Annotated in this window: 16 protein-coding genes and 1 pseudogene; 14 read left to right on the top strand and 3 right to left on the bottom strand. The window is 57.2% G+C overall.

Going from position 1 to position 15366, the window contains the following annotated elements; genetic code table 11:
- The first annotated feature begins 4 nt into the window (after positions 1-4).
- Genes PH562_RS27825 through virB11 form a run of 10 tightly spaced genes read left to right on the top strand, consistent with a single transcriptional unit; the run spans position 5 to position 8602 of the window.
- The gene (locus PH562_RS27825; protein ID WP_095433291.1) at positions 5-343 is read left to right on the top strand and encodes a VirB3 family type IV secretion system protein; all 339 of its coding nucleotides are present in this window, start codon (positions 5-7) and stop codon (positions 341-343) included.
- Positions 336-2702 carry a VirB4 family type IV secretion/conjugal transfer ATPase gene (locus PH562_RS27820; RefSeq protein ID WP_285176944.1) on the top strand — a complete coding sequence of 789 codons (2367 nt, stop codon included), beginning with the start codon at positions 336-338 and terminating at the stop codon, positions 2700-2702. The genes PH562_RS27825 and PH562_RS27820 overlap by 8 nt, the downstream gene beginning before the upstream one ends.
- Positions 2702-3397 carry a P-type DNA transfer protein VirB5 gene (virB5, locus tag PH562_RS27815; RefSeq protein ID WP_285177002.1) on the top strand — a complete coding sequence of 232 codons (696 nt, stop codon included), beginning with the start codon at positions 2702-2704 and terminating at the stop codon, positions 3395-3397. Before PH562_RS27820 ends, virB5 begins: the two co-directional genes overlap by 1 nt.
- Positions 3394-3627, top strand: a complete 234-nt coding sequence (locus tag PH562_RS27810) for an EexN family lipoprotein (RefSeq protein WP_285176943.1) — start codon at positions 3394-3396, stop codon at positions 3625-3627. Before virB5 ends, PH562_RS27810 begins: the two co-directional genes overlap by 4 nt.
- Positions 3628-3630: 3 nt before the next feature.
- On the top strand, positions 3631-4563 hold the full coding sequence (locus PH562_RS27805; protein ID WP_285176941.1) for a TrbL/VirB6 family protein: 933 nt from the start codon (positions 3631-3633) through the stop codon (positions 4561-4563).
- A gap of 39 nt (positions 4564-4602) precedes the next feature.
- Positions 4603-4890, top strand: coding sequence for a hypothetical protein (locus PH562_RS27800; RefSeq protein WP_285176939.1), 288 nt, complete (start codon positions 4603-4605; stop codon positions 4888-4890).
- Positions 4890-5561: a VirB8 family type IV secretion system protein gene (locus PH562_RS27795; protein WP_285177001.1), complete on the top strand. Its 672-nt coding sequence runs from the start codon at positions 4890-4892 to the stop codon at positions 5559-5561. Before PH562_RS27800 ends, PH562_RS27795 begins: the two co-directional genes overlap by 1 nt.
- A complete protein-coding gene (gene virB9 / locus PH562_RS27790; protein ID WP_483315391.1) occupies positions 5558-6445 on the top strand; it encodes a P-type conjugative transfer protein VirB9 in 888 nt (295 codons plus the stop codon). Before PH562_RS27795 ends, virB9 begins: the two co-directional genes overlap by 4 nt.
- On the top strand, positions 6435-7604 hold the full coding sequence (gene virB10 / locus PH562_RS27785) for a type IV secretion system protein VirB10 (RefSeq protein WP_285176938.1): 1170 nt from the start codon (positions 6435-6437) through the stop codon (positions 7602-7604). The genes virB9 and virB10 overlap by 11 nt, the downstream gene beginning before the upstream one ends.
- An 8-nt stretch (positions 7605-7612) precedes the next feature.
- Positions 7613-8602, top strand: a complete 990-nt coding sequence (gene virB11, locus PH562_RS27780) for a P-type DNA transfer ATPase VirB11 (protein ID WP_285176937.1) — start codon at positions 7613-7615, stop codon at positions 8600-8602.
- A 908-nt stretch (positions 8603-9510) separates the two neighbouring features.
- Here the strand turns inward: virB11 and PH562_RS27775 are convergent.
- The 3 genes and pseudogenes from PH562_RS27775 to PH562_RS27765 all read right to left on the bottom strand — a co-directional run.
- Positions 9511-9972: pseudogene (locus PH562_RS27775) on the bottom strand (Fic family protein); the annotation flags it as partial.
- A gap of 493 nt (positions 9973-10465) precedes the next feature.
- Positions 10466-11440, bottom strand: a complete 975-nt coding sequence (locus PH562_RS27770; protein WP_285176936.1) for a 3'-5' exonuclease — start codon at positions 11438-11440, stop codon at positions 10466-10468.
- 290 nt (positions 11441-11730) lie between these two features.
- The gene (locus PH562_RS27765) at positions 11731-12270 is read right to left on the bottom strand and encodes a hypothetical protein (RefSeq protein WP_285176935.1); all 540 of its coding nucleotides are present in this window, start codon (positions 12268-12270) and stop codon (positions 11731-11733) included.
- A 181-nt stretch (positions 12271-12451) separates the two neighbouring features.
- On the opposite strand from PH562_RS27765, the gene PH562_RS27760 reads away from it, so the two are divergent.
- From PH562_RS27760 to PH562_RS27745, 4 genes are all read left to right on the top strand, one after another.
- Positions 12452-12799, top strand: coding sequence for a helix-turn-helix domain-containing protein (locus PH562_RS27760; protein ID WP_285176934.1), 348 nt, complete (start codon positions 12452-12454; stop codon positions 12797-12799).
- Positions 12799-14100 carry a type II toxin-antitoxin system HipA family toxin gene (locus tag PH562_RS27755; protein ID WP_285176933.1) on the top strand — a complete coding sequence of 434 codons (1302 nt, stop codon included), beginning with the start codon at positions 12799-12801 and terminating at the stop codon, positions 14098-14100. Before PH562_RS27760 ends, PH562_RS27755 begins: the two co-directional genes overlap by 1 nt.
- A gap of 106 nt (positions 14101-14206) precedes the next feature.
- Positions 14207-14377 carry a hypothetical protein gene (locus tag PH562_RS27750; protein WP_285176932.1) on the top strand — a complete coding sequence of 57 codons (171 nt, stop codon included), beginning with the start codon at positions 14207-14209 and terminating at the stop codon, positions 14375-14377.
- 246 nt (positions 14378-14623) lie between these two features.
- The gene (locus tag PH562_RS27745; protein WP_285176931.1) at positions 14624-15274 is read left to right on the top strand and encodes an alkaline phosphatase family protein; all 651 of its coding nucleotides are present in this window, start codon (positions 14624-14626) and stop codon (positions 15272-15274) included.
- Positions 15275-15366: the final 92 nt, after the last annotated feature.

Here is a 15366-nt window from a genome sequence, read left to right as displayed (position 1 = left end):
GATCATGGTGGAGAGGGTTTCGCTTGAGGAAGATACCCTGTTCTTGGCCTGCACCCGGCCAGCGATGATCGCCGGGGTGACGATGGAGGCCATGGGCGTCAACATTATACTGACGACGATCCTCTACATTGTAGCCGGCTCGATTGCCTATGGGCTTGTCGGTGTGGTCTTTCATTTCATTTTTCGCTCGCTCGTCAAGCATGACCACAACATGTTCCGCATTCTGCTGGCCTGGATCGAAACCCGTGGTCGTTCGCGCAACGGCGCCTATTGGCGTGGTGCTTCGCTGACGCCGTTGAGGCTAGTGCGACACTATGACGAAAGGGACCTTGGCCATGCCTAATGTGTCCCGTCTCAAATCCCGTGAACTCGAGCCGGAAACCTTCATCCCCTATGTCCGGCACGTGGACGAGACCGTGATCGCACTCGAATCCAGGGCGTTGCTAGCGATGATCGCCGTGGAGGGCGTATCGTTCGAGACAATCGATCCTATTGATTTGAACAGCCTGCAGCGCGATCTCAACACGCTCTACCGCAACATTGCGGACGAGCGTCTGGCAATCTGGACCCATCTCATCCGCCGGCGCGATAACACCTATCCCGATGGTGCATTCACCAATCCCTTCTCGGCAGCATTGAACGGCAGATATCGCGAGCGGATGGTAAGCGAAGACCTGTTTCGCAACGATCTCTATCTCACCCTGCTTTGGCATCCGGGACGGGATCCGGTCGAACAGCTTGCAAATCTGCTGTCACGGGTTCGCAAAGCCCAACGAGCCGCCGTCGAGCTCGATGAGGACAGCCTGAAGCATCTGCGGGACAAGGTCACCGATGTCACTGCCGGACTGAGACGCTTCGGCCCCCGTGTGCTATCGCTCTACGATCAAAACGGCATCTTGTTTTCCGAACCAAGCGAGGTGCTGCATCAGTTGATCGGCGGTCGCCGAGAACCGATCCCATTGACGGAAGGCAGGATCTCCTCGGCGATCTATTCCGATCGTGTGATCTTCGGGCGCGAGACCGTCGAGATCCGCGATGAAGGGACAAGCCGTTACGCAGGCATGTTCGGTTTCAAGGAATATCCGGCGAGAACCAAAGTCGGTATGCTGGACGGCATTCTGACGGCACCTTTCGAACTGATCCTCACGCAGTCCTTCGCGTTCAGGTCCAAAACCGATGCCCGCACCATCATGGGCCGCAAGCAGAACCAGATGGTGAGTGCGGTCGACAAGGCAGCGTCCCAGATTGAAGAGCTTGATGCGGCAATGGACGAGCTGGAATCGAACCGTTTCGTGCTCGGCGAACACCATCTGACCCTCGGGGTGTTCGCGTCATCTGTCAAAGACCTTGCTGACAATCTTGCGAAGGCGCGCTCGCATCTGACCAATGGTGGCGCTGTGGTGGCCCGGGAGGATCTAGGGCTCGAAGCTGCATGGTGGGCACAATTGCCCGGTAATTTTCGGTATCGGGCCCGTTCCGGTGCGATCACCTCGCGGAATTTTGCAGCGCTTTCTCCGTTTCATTCCTATCCTATGGGTCAGAAGGACGGCAACGAATGGGGGCCGGCCGTCGCCATGCTGAAGACGGCGTCGGGCTCGCCGTTCTATTTCAATTTCCACTATGGTGATCTCGGCAACACCTTCGTCTGCGGTCCGTCGGGCGCTGGCAAGACCGTACTTCTCAATTTCATGCTTTCGCAACTCGAAAAGCATGACCCGCATATGGTCTTCTTCGACAAGGATCGTGGCGCCGACCTCTTCGTCCGGGCCGCCGGCGGTACCTATTTGCCGCTGAAAAACGGGCTTCCGACCGGATGTGCACCGCTGAAAGCCTTGGAGCTGACACCGGAGAACAAGATATTCCTGGCACGATTTATCGCCAAGCTAGCCGGTACAGCGGTGCGTGATTTTTCGGTCGGCGATGTCAGCGATATCGCGCTGGCGATCGATGGTCTTGCCGATCTGCCCAACCAGCAGCGCACGATCGGCGCTTTGCGCACCTTTCTCAACAATACTGATCCGGAAGGGATCGCCGCGCGTCTGCGTCGGTGGGAAAGAGGTGGGCCGCTTGGTTGGGTCTTCGACAACGAGGTCGATGAGATCGGTATCGGCGCCAAATTTCTCGGCTACGACATGACCGATTTTCTCGACAACGAGGAAATCCGTAATCCCTTGATGGCTTATCTTTTCTATCGGGTCGAGCAATTGATCGATGGCCGACGGATCATCATCGTTATCGACGAGTTCTGGAAGGCGCTGCAGGACGAGAGCTTTCTTGATCTTGCCCAGAATAAGCTCAAGACCATTCGCAAGCAGAACGGCTTGATGCTCTTTGCCACGCAAAGCCCGCGAGACGCCATCAACTCACCGATCGCGCACACAATCATCGAGCAATGCCCAACACAGGTTTTCCTGCCGAATTCCCGCGGTGATCGAGATGACTATGTCGGTGGCTTCAAGCTCACCGAACGCGAATTCGAGCTGGTTGCCCGCGAACTCTCCGCCGAAAGCCGGCGCTTTATCGTTAAACAGGGTCACAACAGCGTCGTCGCCGAGCTCAATCTCAATGGCTTTGGCGATGAGCTCGCAATCCTTTCCGGGCGAACGGCAAACGTGGAACTTGCCGAGGCGATCCGGGCGGAGCTTGGCGATGACCGGGACGAATGGCTGCGGATATTCCAACAGAAAAGGAGTGCAAGCTGATGGCGCAGAGCAGAACGATTCCCATGACAGCGATAGTACTGTTCCTTTCTTTCCACGCCGCCGACGCGCAGGGTATCCCGGTGATCGATCAGACGGCGATCGCCAAGCAGATCGAAAGCATAACCCAGCTGAAATCGCAGCTCGATGCGCTGAACCAGCAACTCCAGCAGGCCCAGCAGCTCTACGGTTCGCTAAACAAGCTGACCAATATGGCCGACGTCGCCAGCCTGTTGAACAATTCGGCGATCCGCAAGGCATTGCCAGGGGACTTTTCAACCGTCGAAAGCCTGCTCAAGGGCTCAGGTTCAGGTACGCTTGGCGATGCCGCCTCCAAGTTCTTGACCGACAATTCGACCTACAAAACGAGTGCTAACGACTTCTATGCTCAGGAACTGTCGCGTCTTCAGAACAAGAATGCAGGGCAGATGAGCCTCGGCCAGCAGATCTACGATACCGCGACCAAGCGGATCGACGGGATTGATCAATTACGCCGGCAAATCTCTTCGGCGAGTGACGCTAAGGACATCGCCGATCTGCAGGCACGGCTGCAGGCCGAAACGGCCTTTCTCCAGACCGATATGCTCAGGATGCAGGGGTTGCAGATGGTGCAGCAGGCCCAGGTTCAGGTCGATGAACAGCGCAGGGCCGAGGATTGGCGCAAGCGCATGGATACAATGGGGGCGGCCCTTCAATGAAGTTTCTTGTTCTCCTCACACTCGGTGCCTCTTTGTTCGGCTGCTCGAAGCAGCCCGAGCGTACTTATTCGGTCGATGAGTTGATGGCCAACCAGACGCTGCTGTCGGACCTCATCGCCAAATGCAAAAGCAATCCCGGCGAATTGCGAGCGACGCCGAATTGCGTGAATGCCGAGGCGGCTGATTGGAAATCCCGCATGGAACGCATGGGCAAAGCACTCGGAGGCTGAGGCATGTATCAGATCTTTGCCTTCGTCGATGGGCAGTTCAAGGCGCCGCTGGAGAATTTCATATCGTCAGGTACGTCGAATATCGCCAGCTGGGTCACCGGGCCATTGACGGCGGCATTGACAATTTATGTCATCCTCTACGGCTTCCTGATCCTGCGTGGATCAGTCCACGAGCCGATCATGGATTTCGCCTTTCGGGCAATGAAGCTTGCCATCATCCTGATGTTGGTCACGCATGCTGGCGAGTATCAGACTTATGTCGGGAGTGTCTTCTTCGACACCTTGCCCAAGGAAATCTCACAGGCGTTGAACTCCGGCACGATACCAAGCGCCTCGACCTTCGACAGCCTCTTGGATAAAGGCCAGAAATGCGCGAAGGAAATCTGGTCGCGGGCCTCATGGGGTGTCGATATCGTGACCGGTCTCGGTGGCATGCTGGTCATCTTGGCAAGTTTCGTGGTTGCCGCGATCGGTTATATCGTCTCGCTCTATGCCCGTCTCGCACTGGCGATCGTGCTCGCTATCGGCCCGATTTTCATAGCGCTTGCCATGTTCCGCTCGACACGCCGCTTTACAGAAGCCTGGATCGGGCAACTCGCTAACTTCGTGATCCTGCAGGTCCTGGTCGTGGCGGTTGGCTCGCTACTCGTCACTTGTATCGATTCCACCTTCACGATGATCGAGAGCTACAGCGACGTGCTCATGCGACCTGTTGCGCTCGGCGCCATTTGCCTGGCCTCCCTCTACGTCTTCTACCAGCTTCCGGGCATCGCCTCGGCACTCGCCGCGGGCGGGGCGTCGCTCACCTACGGCTATGGCGCGGCACGCGATGCCCATGAAGGCACGCTTGCCCGAGGTGCTACCTACATGGCGCGAGCGACTGGCCGGGGTGCACGTGCCATTGGCCGCAGCTTTCGTTCCCAAAGAACTGGCTGATTTGGGACTTCAATCAAACAACAAGATGGCTGGTTCACGATGATCCGAATATTCGTGCTTTTCTGTGTGGCATCAACGCTCGGCGGCTGCGCGTCACATTCCTATCCCCTGCCTAAATGCGACGGCTATTCGCGCCGGCCACTCAATCGCGCCATGTGGCAATGGGACGGCGATAGTCGGTCCACGCCGCAACCTCTTCAATCTCCACCGGCACAATCCGGTGGCAAGCCACCCGCCTATGTCGAGGAAAAGCCAGATATCGTTCCCGCTGCTTTCGCGCATTTTGATGTCGGCCACTCCTATCGCGCATGCGGAGGGCAGCGGTGATGGTGACGACGGACAGTCTCAAAGATTATTTCGATAAGGCCCGGCGCTTCGACCAGGATCGCATGATCCAGATGGAACGTTCGGCTCGGATTGCCTGGTTCGTAGCTAGCGGGGCCGGCATTCTTGCGGCGATTTCGACCCTCGCTGTCGCAGGTTTGACGCCGCTAAAGACGGTCGAGCCTTTTGTCGTGAGGGTCGACAATTCCACCGGTATTGTCGATGTCGTTTCCGCACTCACGTCGACTGCTGGCACCTACAACGAAGCGGTGACCAAATATTTCGCCGCCCGCTATGTTCGTGCCCGCGAAGGTTATGTCTGGAGCGAGGCGGAGGAGAATTTTCGCACGGTTTCGCTGCTCTCAACTGCGCCGGAACAGACCCGCTTTGCCGCTATTTATCGTGGCGGCAATCCAGATTCCCCGCAAAATATCTACGGTCGCGGCGCGACATCGCGGATCAACATCGTTTCCATCTCGCTGATCAACGCCAATGTACTGTCTGTTCGCTATATGCGTACCATCACCCGCGGTGACGAGACCCGTACGACCCATTGGGTGGCAACGCTTACCTTCTCCTATGTGAATGCTCCAATGTCCTCGACCGACCGGCTGATAAATCCGCTCGGCTTCGCCGTCAGCGACTATCGATCCGATCCGGAGGCCATCAATTGAAACATCTGCAACATCATTGTTTGATTGCACTGCTCCTGACTGCCAGCTGGCCATCGGCGGCCCTTGCGCTGCAAACGCCGCGCGGCGCCTCCCAGGACAGTCGGGTTCGCTTCGTCGACTATCAGCCTTACAATATTTCCAGGATCGTGGGCTCGTTGCGCTCCTCCGTCCAGGTGGAGTTTGCCGCCGATGAGGAAATTGCCCATGTGGCGCTTGGTAACACGGTCGCTTGGGAAGTGGCGCCCGCCGGCAATATCCTCTTTCTGAAGGCGCGAGAGAACCAGCCGGTCACCAACATCTCCGTGGTTACGACACGTCGTGACGGTTCGACGCGCAGTTACCAGATGGAGTTGACGGTCCGAGACGGTCCCGTTGCCGCCGGCCAGGACACTTACTTCTATGTCAAATATCGCTATCCAGCCGATGATGCCGAACGCCGTCGTCAGGAGGCCCTCGCGCGAACCCAGGCAGCACAAGCCGGACAAGCCGACACAGTGCTGGCTTTGCACGAGCAATATGGACCGCGCAACTGGCGTTATTCGGCACAGGGATCAGGAGCCTTGGAACCGACCGCTGTTTATGACAACGGCAAGATCACGACTATCGCCTTCACCGGCAATCAGGAAATACCGGCAATCTATATGGAAAACTCCGACGGCACCGAGAGCCTGGTACCTAAGTCGGTGGCCGGTGATCTCGTGCTCCTTCATGCGATCGGCCGCAAATTCATTCTGCGGCGGGGAGGAGACGTGCTCTGCATCTTCAACGAAGCCTACGATCCGACGGGCATCGATCCCAACACCAATACGACATCGCCTTCGGTCGAACGCGTCGTGAAAGCGCAGACGGCTGGTGCCGCAACAGGAGGAGCCCATGGTGGATGAGGCGGAAGACCGTATCCCAGGTGAGCGCGCCGAGACGGATGTCAACCAGCGAACTGAGGGCCGTCCATTCCTGAAGCGCGGTGGCGTGGCTCTAGCGATGGTCGCCTTTGTTGCGTTTTCGCTGTGGTCGATACGTGAGCGGCAAAAGGCTGAGACGAAAGAGCCCGACCATGTCGTTATTCGTCAGACGGCTGACTTCGAGCCAGCGAAGGAAGAAGTAAGGCCGGCTTCACCACTTCCCGAGGCGCTGCTACCCACACCCGTGCCAAAGGAGCAGGTCACGCCTGCTGAGGACACTTTGTTGGACTCCGCCCGCCGTGCGCCTGTCATGGCCTATAATGGACAGCAATCCTCATCGCAACGCCGCGACACGGCAGCCGCCATGTCGCAAGACCCCGGTTCCAATTACCTTCCTGTTCCTGGCAGCCTCGGGGGCGCTCAATCTGAAGCCGAGGACCAGCGTTTTAATAGGATGTTGACGCCGACTCATCTGGAAGGATCACGCGCCGGCACGCTCGGCAACCGCGACTTCATTGTCGCGATGGGAACTTCCATTCCGTGCGTGCTGGAGACGGCGCTCGCCTCCGACCAGCCGGGCTTCGCCAGCTGCGTCATCAATCGCGATGTGCTTTCCGACAACGGCCGCGTGGTTCTGATGGAGAAAGGAACACAGATCGTCGGAGAATATCGAGGCGGCTTGAACCGCGGCCAGAAGCGTCTGTTCATGCTTTGGAATCGCGCAAAGACGCCAAAAGGTGTGATTATTACACTCGCCTCACCCGCGACCGACGCACTCGGGCGGGCCGGCATGGATGGCTATGTCGACACGCATTGGTGGGAGCGCTTCGGCAGCGCCATCCTGCTCTCCATCGTTGACGACGCGACGACCTATGCCGGCAGCCGTATGCGGGATAGTGACGTTCAAGCACAGAATACGACAACGGCTGGCCAGCAAGCAGCAGCGATCGCCGTCGAGCAATCCATCAATATTGTGCCGACATTGACAAAGCATCAAGGCGAACTTGTCTCGATTTTTGTGGCCCGCGATCTCGATTTTTCCGACGTCTATAGCCTGCGTGTCACCGAACCCCGCAACTGGATTCTCGATCGGGCGGTATCGGGGGATTTCAAGCCTCGATCGACGCTCGTGACGAAGTAGGGCGGAAGATGGCGGAAGCTTCAGACGCCGGGGTCGTGCGTGAATTGCTTTTGCCGCTGTCTCGCTTCCTGAAGGATACCTCGCTCTATGAGATCGTCGTCAACCGCCCGGGTGAAGTCCTGACCGAGGGAACGGAGGGATGGCAGCATCATGCACTGCCGGATCTTAGCTTCGAGAAGCTCATGCGGCTGGCCCGAGCCATTGCAAGCTATTCGAACCAGGCAATCGACGAGGCCCGACCGGTCTTGTCGGCCTCTTTGCCAGATGAAGAGCGGATTCAGATCGTTGTTCCGCCGGCAACGAGCAAGGGCACGGTCAGCATCACGATCAGAAAGCCGTCGTCGGTGACGCTGACGTTGGATGATCTCGAAGCGGGTGGATTATTTTCCAATATCTCCTCGCCGAACCGTCATAGCGAATCCTCCAATACGAGGTTGGACAAGATCCTCAAGGCCGGCAATTACGCGACGTTTCTGCGTGCGGCGGTTCTTGCGCGCAAGAATATCATCATCTCGGGCGCGACCGGATCGGGCAAGACCACCCTGTCGAAGGCATTGATCCGGCATATCCCGGAGCATGAGCGGATAATCTCGATCGAGGATACGCCAGAGCTGATCATCTCGCAGCCCAATCATGTCAGGCTCTTCTACTCGAAAGGAGGGCAGGGGCTGGCGAAAATCAGCGCGAAAGATTTGCTCGAATCGAGCCTTAGGATGCGACCCGATCGCATTCTTCTACAGGAGCTGCGCGACGGCTCAGCCTTCTACTACATCCGCAATGTCAATTCAGGACACCCTGGATCGATCACAACGGTGCATGCCGATTCCGCGGCGCTGGCATTCGAGCAACTGACGTTGCTCGTCAAAGAGTCGGAAGGAGGTCGTGACCTTGAGCGCGGCGATGTTCGGAATTTGCTCAAGGTCGCGATCGATATCATTGTCCAGTGCAAGCGGATCGATGGGCGGTTTCGGGTGAGCGAGATTTATTTCAAGCCGTGATCGAGCGGAGAAATGATTGGTTCGTGCATTTTGGTTTGTTCGCTTCAGCCGAGGTTCCTTGTAAACGGAAAACAGGTCTAACCAGATTTATCCAGTGCTTCGTCTTCCTCGGCTTCGTGCGAACCGCCTCGTTCATCGGAAAGCTGAGTCGGAAAATGGCCGATGTGCATGCGAAATTCGGGGTACGTGAGCGCTCTCCATCGCCGCATGCCATCTTTGGTCGCACGGCCTCGTAGTTGCTCGTGGATTATGCAACGAAAATAGAGTGCATTGGCGTACAAATATTTGAATTTCGCGGTGGTCGACCGTTGGTCGCAGCAGCATCAACTTGGCAATGACGCATTTTGTGCGTTGTTAAGCGAAAAGGCGAGTTCCTCAGTCGCGAAGGGATTCTAATTGGATTTCTATATCGACCCCTGTTTCTAATCGATTTTCGATGCGAAACTTGCGGTTTCGATGTGGCATATGGTCATCGGAAAGATCGGAAAAGGGATCATCGCCCGTGCGGTAAACTTCCTCCTTCTGTCGATAACCAGGTATCCTATCAGATCGAAGGCGGGCGCCCGCCGCGAAGCCGCCTCGGGCGTTGGATGAGGGCCGTCGCCCAAGCTGGAAAGCGGGCGATCACATTGATGAACTTCTGCGCCTCCAGCACTCGTCATTGAGGAGAATCGATTCATCAAGCGCGGGCTGCGATACGCCGGCGGCTTGATTGGCGATTGCCACTGGAACGACGACCCTCTCCCCGAATTCGTTTCAGGCCGGCACGAAGACATTAACGATCTTCTCGGATGGCGGAGAGTGGGGTTGACGCCGCACTTCAAGCCTCAGTCATGGCCTTCGTTTTCGTCCGTCGGAGGCGGCGAATGGTGCGGCGGATGTAGTTTTATCGGCGCAGGCTCCCCCTTTTAAGCTGTTGTGGGGAGCGGGTCAGTTCCCTCGCTCAAGATGGCGAGATATCGCCGGTAACTGAACACGCGCCCCCGTTTGCGTCCGGTGATTTCCTCGACGATGCCAAATCCCTCCAGATCGGCGAGGGCAGCATTGACCGTGGGGGCTGAGAGACCCGTTTTCTGAACGAGCTGGTTGGCCGTCAGGAACGGGTTTTGCTGAAACAGATCGTGGATACGCAGCGCGGAGCCCGCCCGATCGCTCTGGGTGGTAATCCGTTCGCGATCCTCCTTGAACAGATCGACGATCCGGGTCGCGGCCCCGAATGTTTGATCGGCCGAGTCCGCAACGCCGGTGAGGAAGAAATCGAGCCAGGCTTCCCACGCGCCATGTTCGCGCACCTCCTGAAGCAGGCGGTAATAGTCGGCACGATGGGTTTTCAGGTAGAGGCTCAGATGGAGTAGCGGCTTGCGTAGCACACAGCTTCTGGCCTCATTCGTTGACCTCCTAACGACCGGTCTTTACGGGAGATGGAGAGCTCGGCAGCAAACGAAATAATTAAAGGTTATAGGTCCCAATATAGCACGACGCGATTTCGGCTAGGGATCCGCCCTCATGGTAAGCGTGCTGCAATTGTGGACTGTTAAATTTACAACACTGGCCGGGTCTTTTAGTTTTTCAGTTTCTAATGGATGACACCTGGCGAGTAGGTGGGTGTTATGGAGTCTAAAGCTCCGTTGTTTGGTAAAAGACGATGCGATTTTTAGACTTGCGGCTTTTGAGGATGCTCAGATCAGCGCGCCCGCTCGGCAACAGCGACATCTTTACGCCTTACGAACCGTGGGTCTGTGACGCTTTCGAGCGCTTTGAGCGTGAGATAGAAGCGTTCTGCCGACGGTCGTTATTTTCGGCTGTAGTTTGAAAGCCCAACTGGAAAGCTGGCATACTCGTTGTTGTAGCGCGCGGCTGAACTTACCTTCGCCCCTTGAACCTGTCGAATGCCGTTAGGCGCTGGATCGGCGGATCGGCATCCCAGCCGTAGATCTCGGCTCGCAGGAACCGGAGTTCGTCATCGATGGCCGCTTCGCCGATCTCGATCCACCACGATTTCGGCCGGCCGTCGCTGCCATCGGACCAGCGATAGCCTCGTTCCTTCAGGCGATCCTTGAGATCGAAGGGCGAGTTCTCGGCGAAGATGCGCACGCGGGAACGCTGGCTTGCCTCGTAAAGCTCGGCGAAGGGTGTTTGAGGGTTATCGCCTTGAGAGAGCGCCAGCACCTCCAGCAGTGCGAAGCAGTCGTCGACAGCGCGGTGTCCGACGTGAAAATAACCACTCTGGTTAATGAGATAGCCGAGCTTGGTTCCCTCGTAGCCCCTGGCGCTCCAATCGATCTCGGAGTTGGAACAGGCCCAGGCCTTGCGGGCAAAGATCGAGGAGAAGGCCTCGCAAAAGGGCCGATCGAAGCCGGCATTGTGGGCAATGATGAGATCGGCCGGCTGGATAAGCCCGCGAACCGCCGGCATGTCGATCATCTGGCCGAGGACCATGGCGTCCGTAATGCCGGTCAGCCGGGTGACATCGGCGGGGATCGGGATGCTCGGTTGCTGCAGCCCGCCGTAGACACCGGTGACATCGCCGATCTCGTCGTCCTCATTGAAGGTGAAGCCGATCAGGCCGATTTCGATGATCTCGTCCTTGTTTGCGTCGAGCCCTGTGGTTTCGGTATCAAGGATGACGCCCTGCAACGGATAGCCAGGCTTTGGAACAGCGGCAATCGGACGAGCTTCGAGTTTTTTCAGGATCTGGTAGCGTCCGGTTGCTTCCAGGATCCGCACCATCTCGGCTTCGTCGGGAGCGGAGCCGCCCTGCCGAGCGCGCAGGCTTGGCGCCGACGTTCTGCGAACGGACTGCGCATCCTCCGAAAACATGTCCAGTTGAGACGTCATGGTCGATCCGACGAAAATGATCGCTCAAATCTAAGGCGTCAGTTGCCTCATGAGAAGGGTGTAGCGCGGCCGGGTGGGCTATACCCACTGCTATTCGACGTCGCGGCGACTATCGGTGGGTTCGCCGGGATGGCGCGCGGATTGCTGTGTCGCCGATCACGGTGTCTATATAATCATCCGCGGGTTCCACCAGAGCTTCTGCTATGCACTCGGGCTCCCATCCGTCATCCAGCAGTTCCTCCATCTCATCAGCTTCGAGCCGATTAGGCCCGATACGATGAACGTAATGCTCAGTGGGCCGGCATAGGAGCAACCGCTTCCTTCCCGGCCTGCATGATCTCACCGTTGCGATAAATCGAGTCATGATCCGGCTCGTTCCATACATACCAGAAGAGCCCCGCGAGCCGGCCGCTCCCCACGAGGCTTTGGAAATAGGCGCGCATCTCCTCGACGGAACGAGCCCTGTCCTTATCCTGCGGCGAGGACGATGCACCGCTTTGGAAGCCCCATTCCGTCATCCAATAGGGTTTTGAATTTCCTGGCGGGAGGATTGGCCGGTTCAACATGGCGGTGCGTTTGGCAGCCGCGGCTGTGTCTCCCGCCGCAACCACCGGAGGATAATCGTGGACACCATAGCCATCGACAAGGCTATCGAGGCCCTGAGCTCGCAGAAATTGATAGGTCGCCGGGATCGAGACGCCATCGACTTTCAGCTTTTGCTGCCACGGCCACCGGTAACAGCGGCCATACCGGCAGTGATGATGGGTGCGTGACGATTGAGCCGCGAGCGCTGGCGCACGTCCTTGCAGGCAAAGTTCTGCTGTTCTCAACGTAGCGCGGCTTCCCTCACGACGTGGCCTAGAGATGGGTTCGGCACTTCCGGGCCGAATGCAAGCGAGGTTCATCGGAATTCCGCTTGACATAAACAACTGTTGCGGAATTCCGCTCATTGGGCTACAAAGAATTCGTGCGGAATTCCGCATTTTAATGCGCATTGGATCGGAATACCGCATGAACCACACCACCTTTAACTTTCTCGGTGAACAGTTGCTTTCAGCGCGGCGCCGGCGCGGCATGACCCAGCCCGATCTTGCCATACGGGTTGGACGCAACCGTGCGCGCATATCGGAACTGGAACGCGATCTGTCGGCTAACCGTCTTGGACGGGACCGGCTTACCCTTTTTGTGGAACTTTGTGACGCTCTTGATCTCGTGCCTGTCCTGGTCCCAAAATCGCGCGTCTCGGAATTGCGGCCCTTCATTGAACACGATCTGCCACCCCGGCCGTCAGCAAAATCATCCTCTGCATTTGATGACCTGTTCATCGATCTCGATGATAGCGATTCTGGGGAGAGATAATGGCAAAAACAGCCGCTGTTCTCGGCGTCTACATCCTTGACCAGATGCGCGGCGCCATCAGGGCAGGTACCTTGACGCGCGACGGAGATGGAGCCGTCTCCTTCGTGGTAGCAGAAAGCTTCCTGCGGGATCCCACCCGTCCGATCCTCAGTCTCGGATGGTATGATCCGGAAGATGATAGCAAGACCCGCGATCGGCTCGCAAGCCGTGGGGATAAAATTGGACTGTATGGCACCTTGCCGCCGTGGTTTTCCGGCCTGCTGCCAGAAGGCGCCTTAAGAGAACTGGTGATGTCCGAAATGGGGCCTGGTGATCACGACGAGTTTGACGTTCTGACACGCCTCGGCGCAGACTTGCCGGGTGCGGTCTTCATTGTCCCGGAAACCGGGGTGCCGCCTTCAGCTGGTCCCCTCGATCTTGACAGTGTACAGGGATTGAAGGCGACGCTACCGAAGGGCGCCGTCAAGTTCTCGCTCGCCGGCGTTCAACTGAAGTTTACCGGCAATCCCGTTGGTGGCCGCCTCACGGCGCCCGCCCGCGGCGAGTCCGGCCGCTGCATCATAAAAATTGCAACGGACCGGTTTCCAGGTCTTCCGGAGGCCGAATATGCAGCGATGCGCATGGCCGCGATGATTGGCGTCAGGACCGCCAGGTGTCGGCTGGTATCGCGCGATGCGGTAAGCGACGTGCCGTCTGAGCTGCTCGCCCACGGAGAGAATGTCTTGGTCGTCGATCGGTTCGACCGGACAGAAGACGGCGCAAGAATTCACATCGAAGATGCCGGCCAGGTCATCGGAGCCGTTGGCGAGCGGAAATATACGATGGCGACGACCGAAACGGTCATCAACATGGTTCGTCGCTTCAGCTCGGATCATCGAGACGACATCCTGGAAGCCATTCGCCGCGTCGTTGCCGACATATTGCTTGGCAATGGAGACAATCATCTCAAGAATTGGTCGTTCTGGTTCCCGAGGCCGGAGGTCATCCGGCTCTCGCCCGCCTATGATATCGTGCCCACAGTCCTTTTTCAGCCAACCGATACTATGGCGCTCCGCTTTGTCAAAACGCATAATTTCGAAAGCGTTAATCTTCACCGCTTTGAGCGCGTCGCAAGCTTCCTGCAACTTGATCCCAAACTAATCCTTCACGAAATCAGAACAGCCGTTATCCGTGCGCTCGAGACATGGCCGTCGGTTGCTCCCGATTTGCTGGGGGAGCAGAAAGCAGCGAGGTTGCTCGAACGATTGGATACGCTCACACTGGTCCACCAAATCAGAGGTGGGACCGCGAAAGGTCAATAGAAAGTGGACGCAGTTGATTGGCCGGCCGACCGGCGAGCAGCCGGTTCAGGCAACCGGGTTGATAGATGGCAAAGACTTTTATCTTCGTGAACGTGACGGATATTAGTTGCTGTCAATTGGCGGCGCCGATGTCATTGCAAAGCCGGAGTGGTATCACGAGGACGGCGATTATACTCTCGACGTGCCGGACGCGGTAACAGTCTACAAGTTCATTGCCCGGGTCGCCGGGCAATACAGGAACGGTGCACCCACCATGGCAGAGAATTGGCGGCAGTAAGCTCGTTGGGCCAAACTGGCTCGTGTTGCCGGCCGCTGGCCCCGGGATATAATGCGCCTCGGGCTAAAGGTCGGAGAGGTAAATCGATCTCTGCGATTATTGTTTTGGTCACATAGTCGAATATGAGAGCCTTGCCATCGGCTTCGGCCATCAGGTGGGAGTTCTTTGTCCGTGATGAGGAACCACACGATCTATCGGCAGCTTTGGAGATAATCCCTCTCAACGCTATCGTTCAAAGGCCAGAAAATGAGCGCACTCGATCAGGTAGACCATATCGTTGTTCTCATGCTGGAAAATCGGTCTTTCGACAGCATGCTCGGAAAGCTCTATCCGAAGTCACCAGGTTTTGATGGTCTGTCGGGTTCCGAATCCAATCTCGACGCAGCGGGCGTTGCGTATACTGTTCACAATATAGCGGGCTCCAGCGACGCGACCATGTCCATACCCAATCCCGATCCGGGCGAGAGTTGGACTGACATCAATATGCAGCTGTTCGGCACGAGCTTACCACGACCTAGAGCGAAGCCGGATATGAGCGGCTTTGTGAAGAATTATGAGGCGCAGGCCGCCCACTCGCAAGGAGCGTATGACCCTGCAAATGTGATGCATTATTTCACGCCAGAGCAGGTTCCCGTGATCAGCAAACTGGCGCGGCAGTTTGCCGTGTGTGATCGCTGGTTTGCCTCCGCTCCGTGCCAGACCTGGCCGAACCGCTTTTTCGTGCACACTGCTACGGCCAATGGTTATGAGAACAATTCGCCAGTTCACTTCCCATACCAAATGCCGACGATCTACAACCGCATCGACAATGCGCAATTGCCCGGTGGTTGGAAAATCTACTTCCACGATGTGCCGCAAGCAATCACGCTTGAGAAGCTCTCGCTTTCGCTAATGTGATTAGGCATGGAATAAGGACCCCGCAAATGGGGTGATCGGCGTCCAAACGGGACCCCCATCTGCGATGGGGTTAGAACAGCCTCCGGTTTCAT

Source organism: Rhizobium centroccidentale (assembly GCF_030182565.1).
Lineage (GTDB): Bacteria > Pseudomonadota > Alphaproteobacteria > Rhizobiales > Rhizobiaceae > Rhizobium.
This window is presented reverse-complemented; position numbering and strand designations above follow the sequence as displayed.

Bases quoted from the DNA above. Each gene is read 5' to 3' on its own strand.
- PH562_RS27760 (WP_285176934.1), top strand. From the start codon at position 12,452: ATGAACCACACCACCTTTAACTTTCTCGGTGAACAGTTGCTTTCAGCG.
- PH562_RS27805 (WP_285176941.1), top strand. From the start codon at position 3,631: ATGTATCAGATCTTTGCCTTCGTCGATGGGCAGTTCAAGGCGCCGCTG.
- PH562_RS27800 (WP_285176939.1), top strand. From the start codon at position 4,603: ATGATCCGAATATTCGTGCTTTTCTGTGTGGCATCAACGCTCGGCGGC.
- virB5 (WP_285177002.1), top strand. From the start codon at position 2,702: ATGGCGCAGAGCAGAACGATTCCCATGACAGCGATAGTACTGTTCCTT.
- PH562_RS27770 (WP_285176936.1), bottom strand. From the start codon at position 11,440: ATGACGTCTCAACTGGACATGTTTTCGGAGGATGCGCAGTCCGTTCGC.
- PH562_RS27795 (WP_285177001.1), top strand. From the start codon at position 4,890: ATGGTGACGACGGACAGTCTCAAAGATTATTTCGATAAGGCCCGGCGC.
- PH562_RS27825 (WP_095433291.1), top strand. From the start codon at position 5: ATGGTGGAGAGGGTTTCGCTTGAGGAAGATACCCTGTTCTTGGCCTGC.
- PH562_RS27820 (WP_285176944.1), top strand. From the start codon at position 336: ATGCCTAATGTGTCCCGTCTCAAATCCCGTGAACTCGAGCCGGAAACC.
- PH562_RS27755 (WP_285176933.1), top strand. From the start codon at position 12,799: ATGGCAAAAACAGCCGCTGTTCTCGGCGTCTACATCCTTGACCAGATG.
- virB11 (WP_285176937.1), top strand. From the start codon at position 7,613: ATGGCGGAAGCTTCAGACGCCGGGGTCGTGCGTGAATTGCTTTTGCCG.
- virB10 (WP_285176938.1), top strand. From the start codon at position 6,435: ATGGTGGATGAGGCGGAAGACCGTATCCCAGGTGAGCGCGCCGAGACG.
- PH562_RS27810 (WP_285176943.1), top strand. From the start codon at position 3,394: ATGAAGTTTCTTGTTCTCCTCACACTCGGTGCCTCTTTGTTCGGCTGC.
- PH562_RS27745 (WP_285176931.1), top strand. From the start codon at position 14,624: ATGAGCGCACTCGATCAGGTAGACCATATCGTTGTTCTCATGCTGGAA.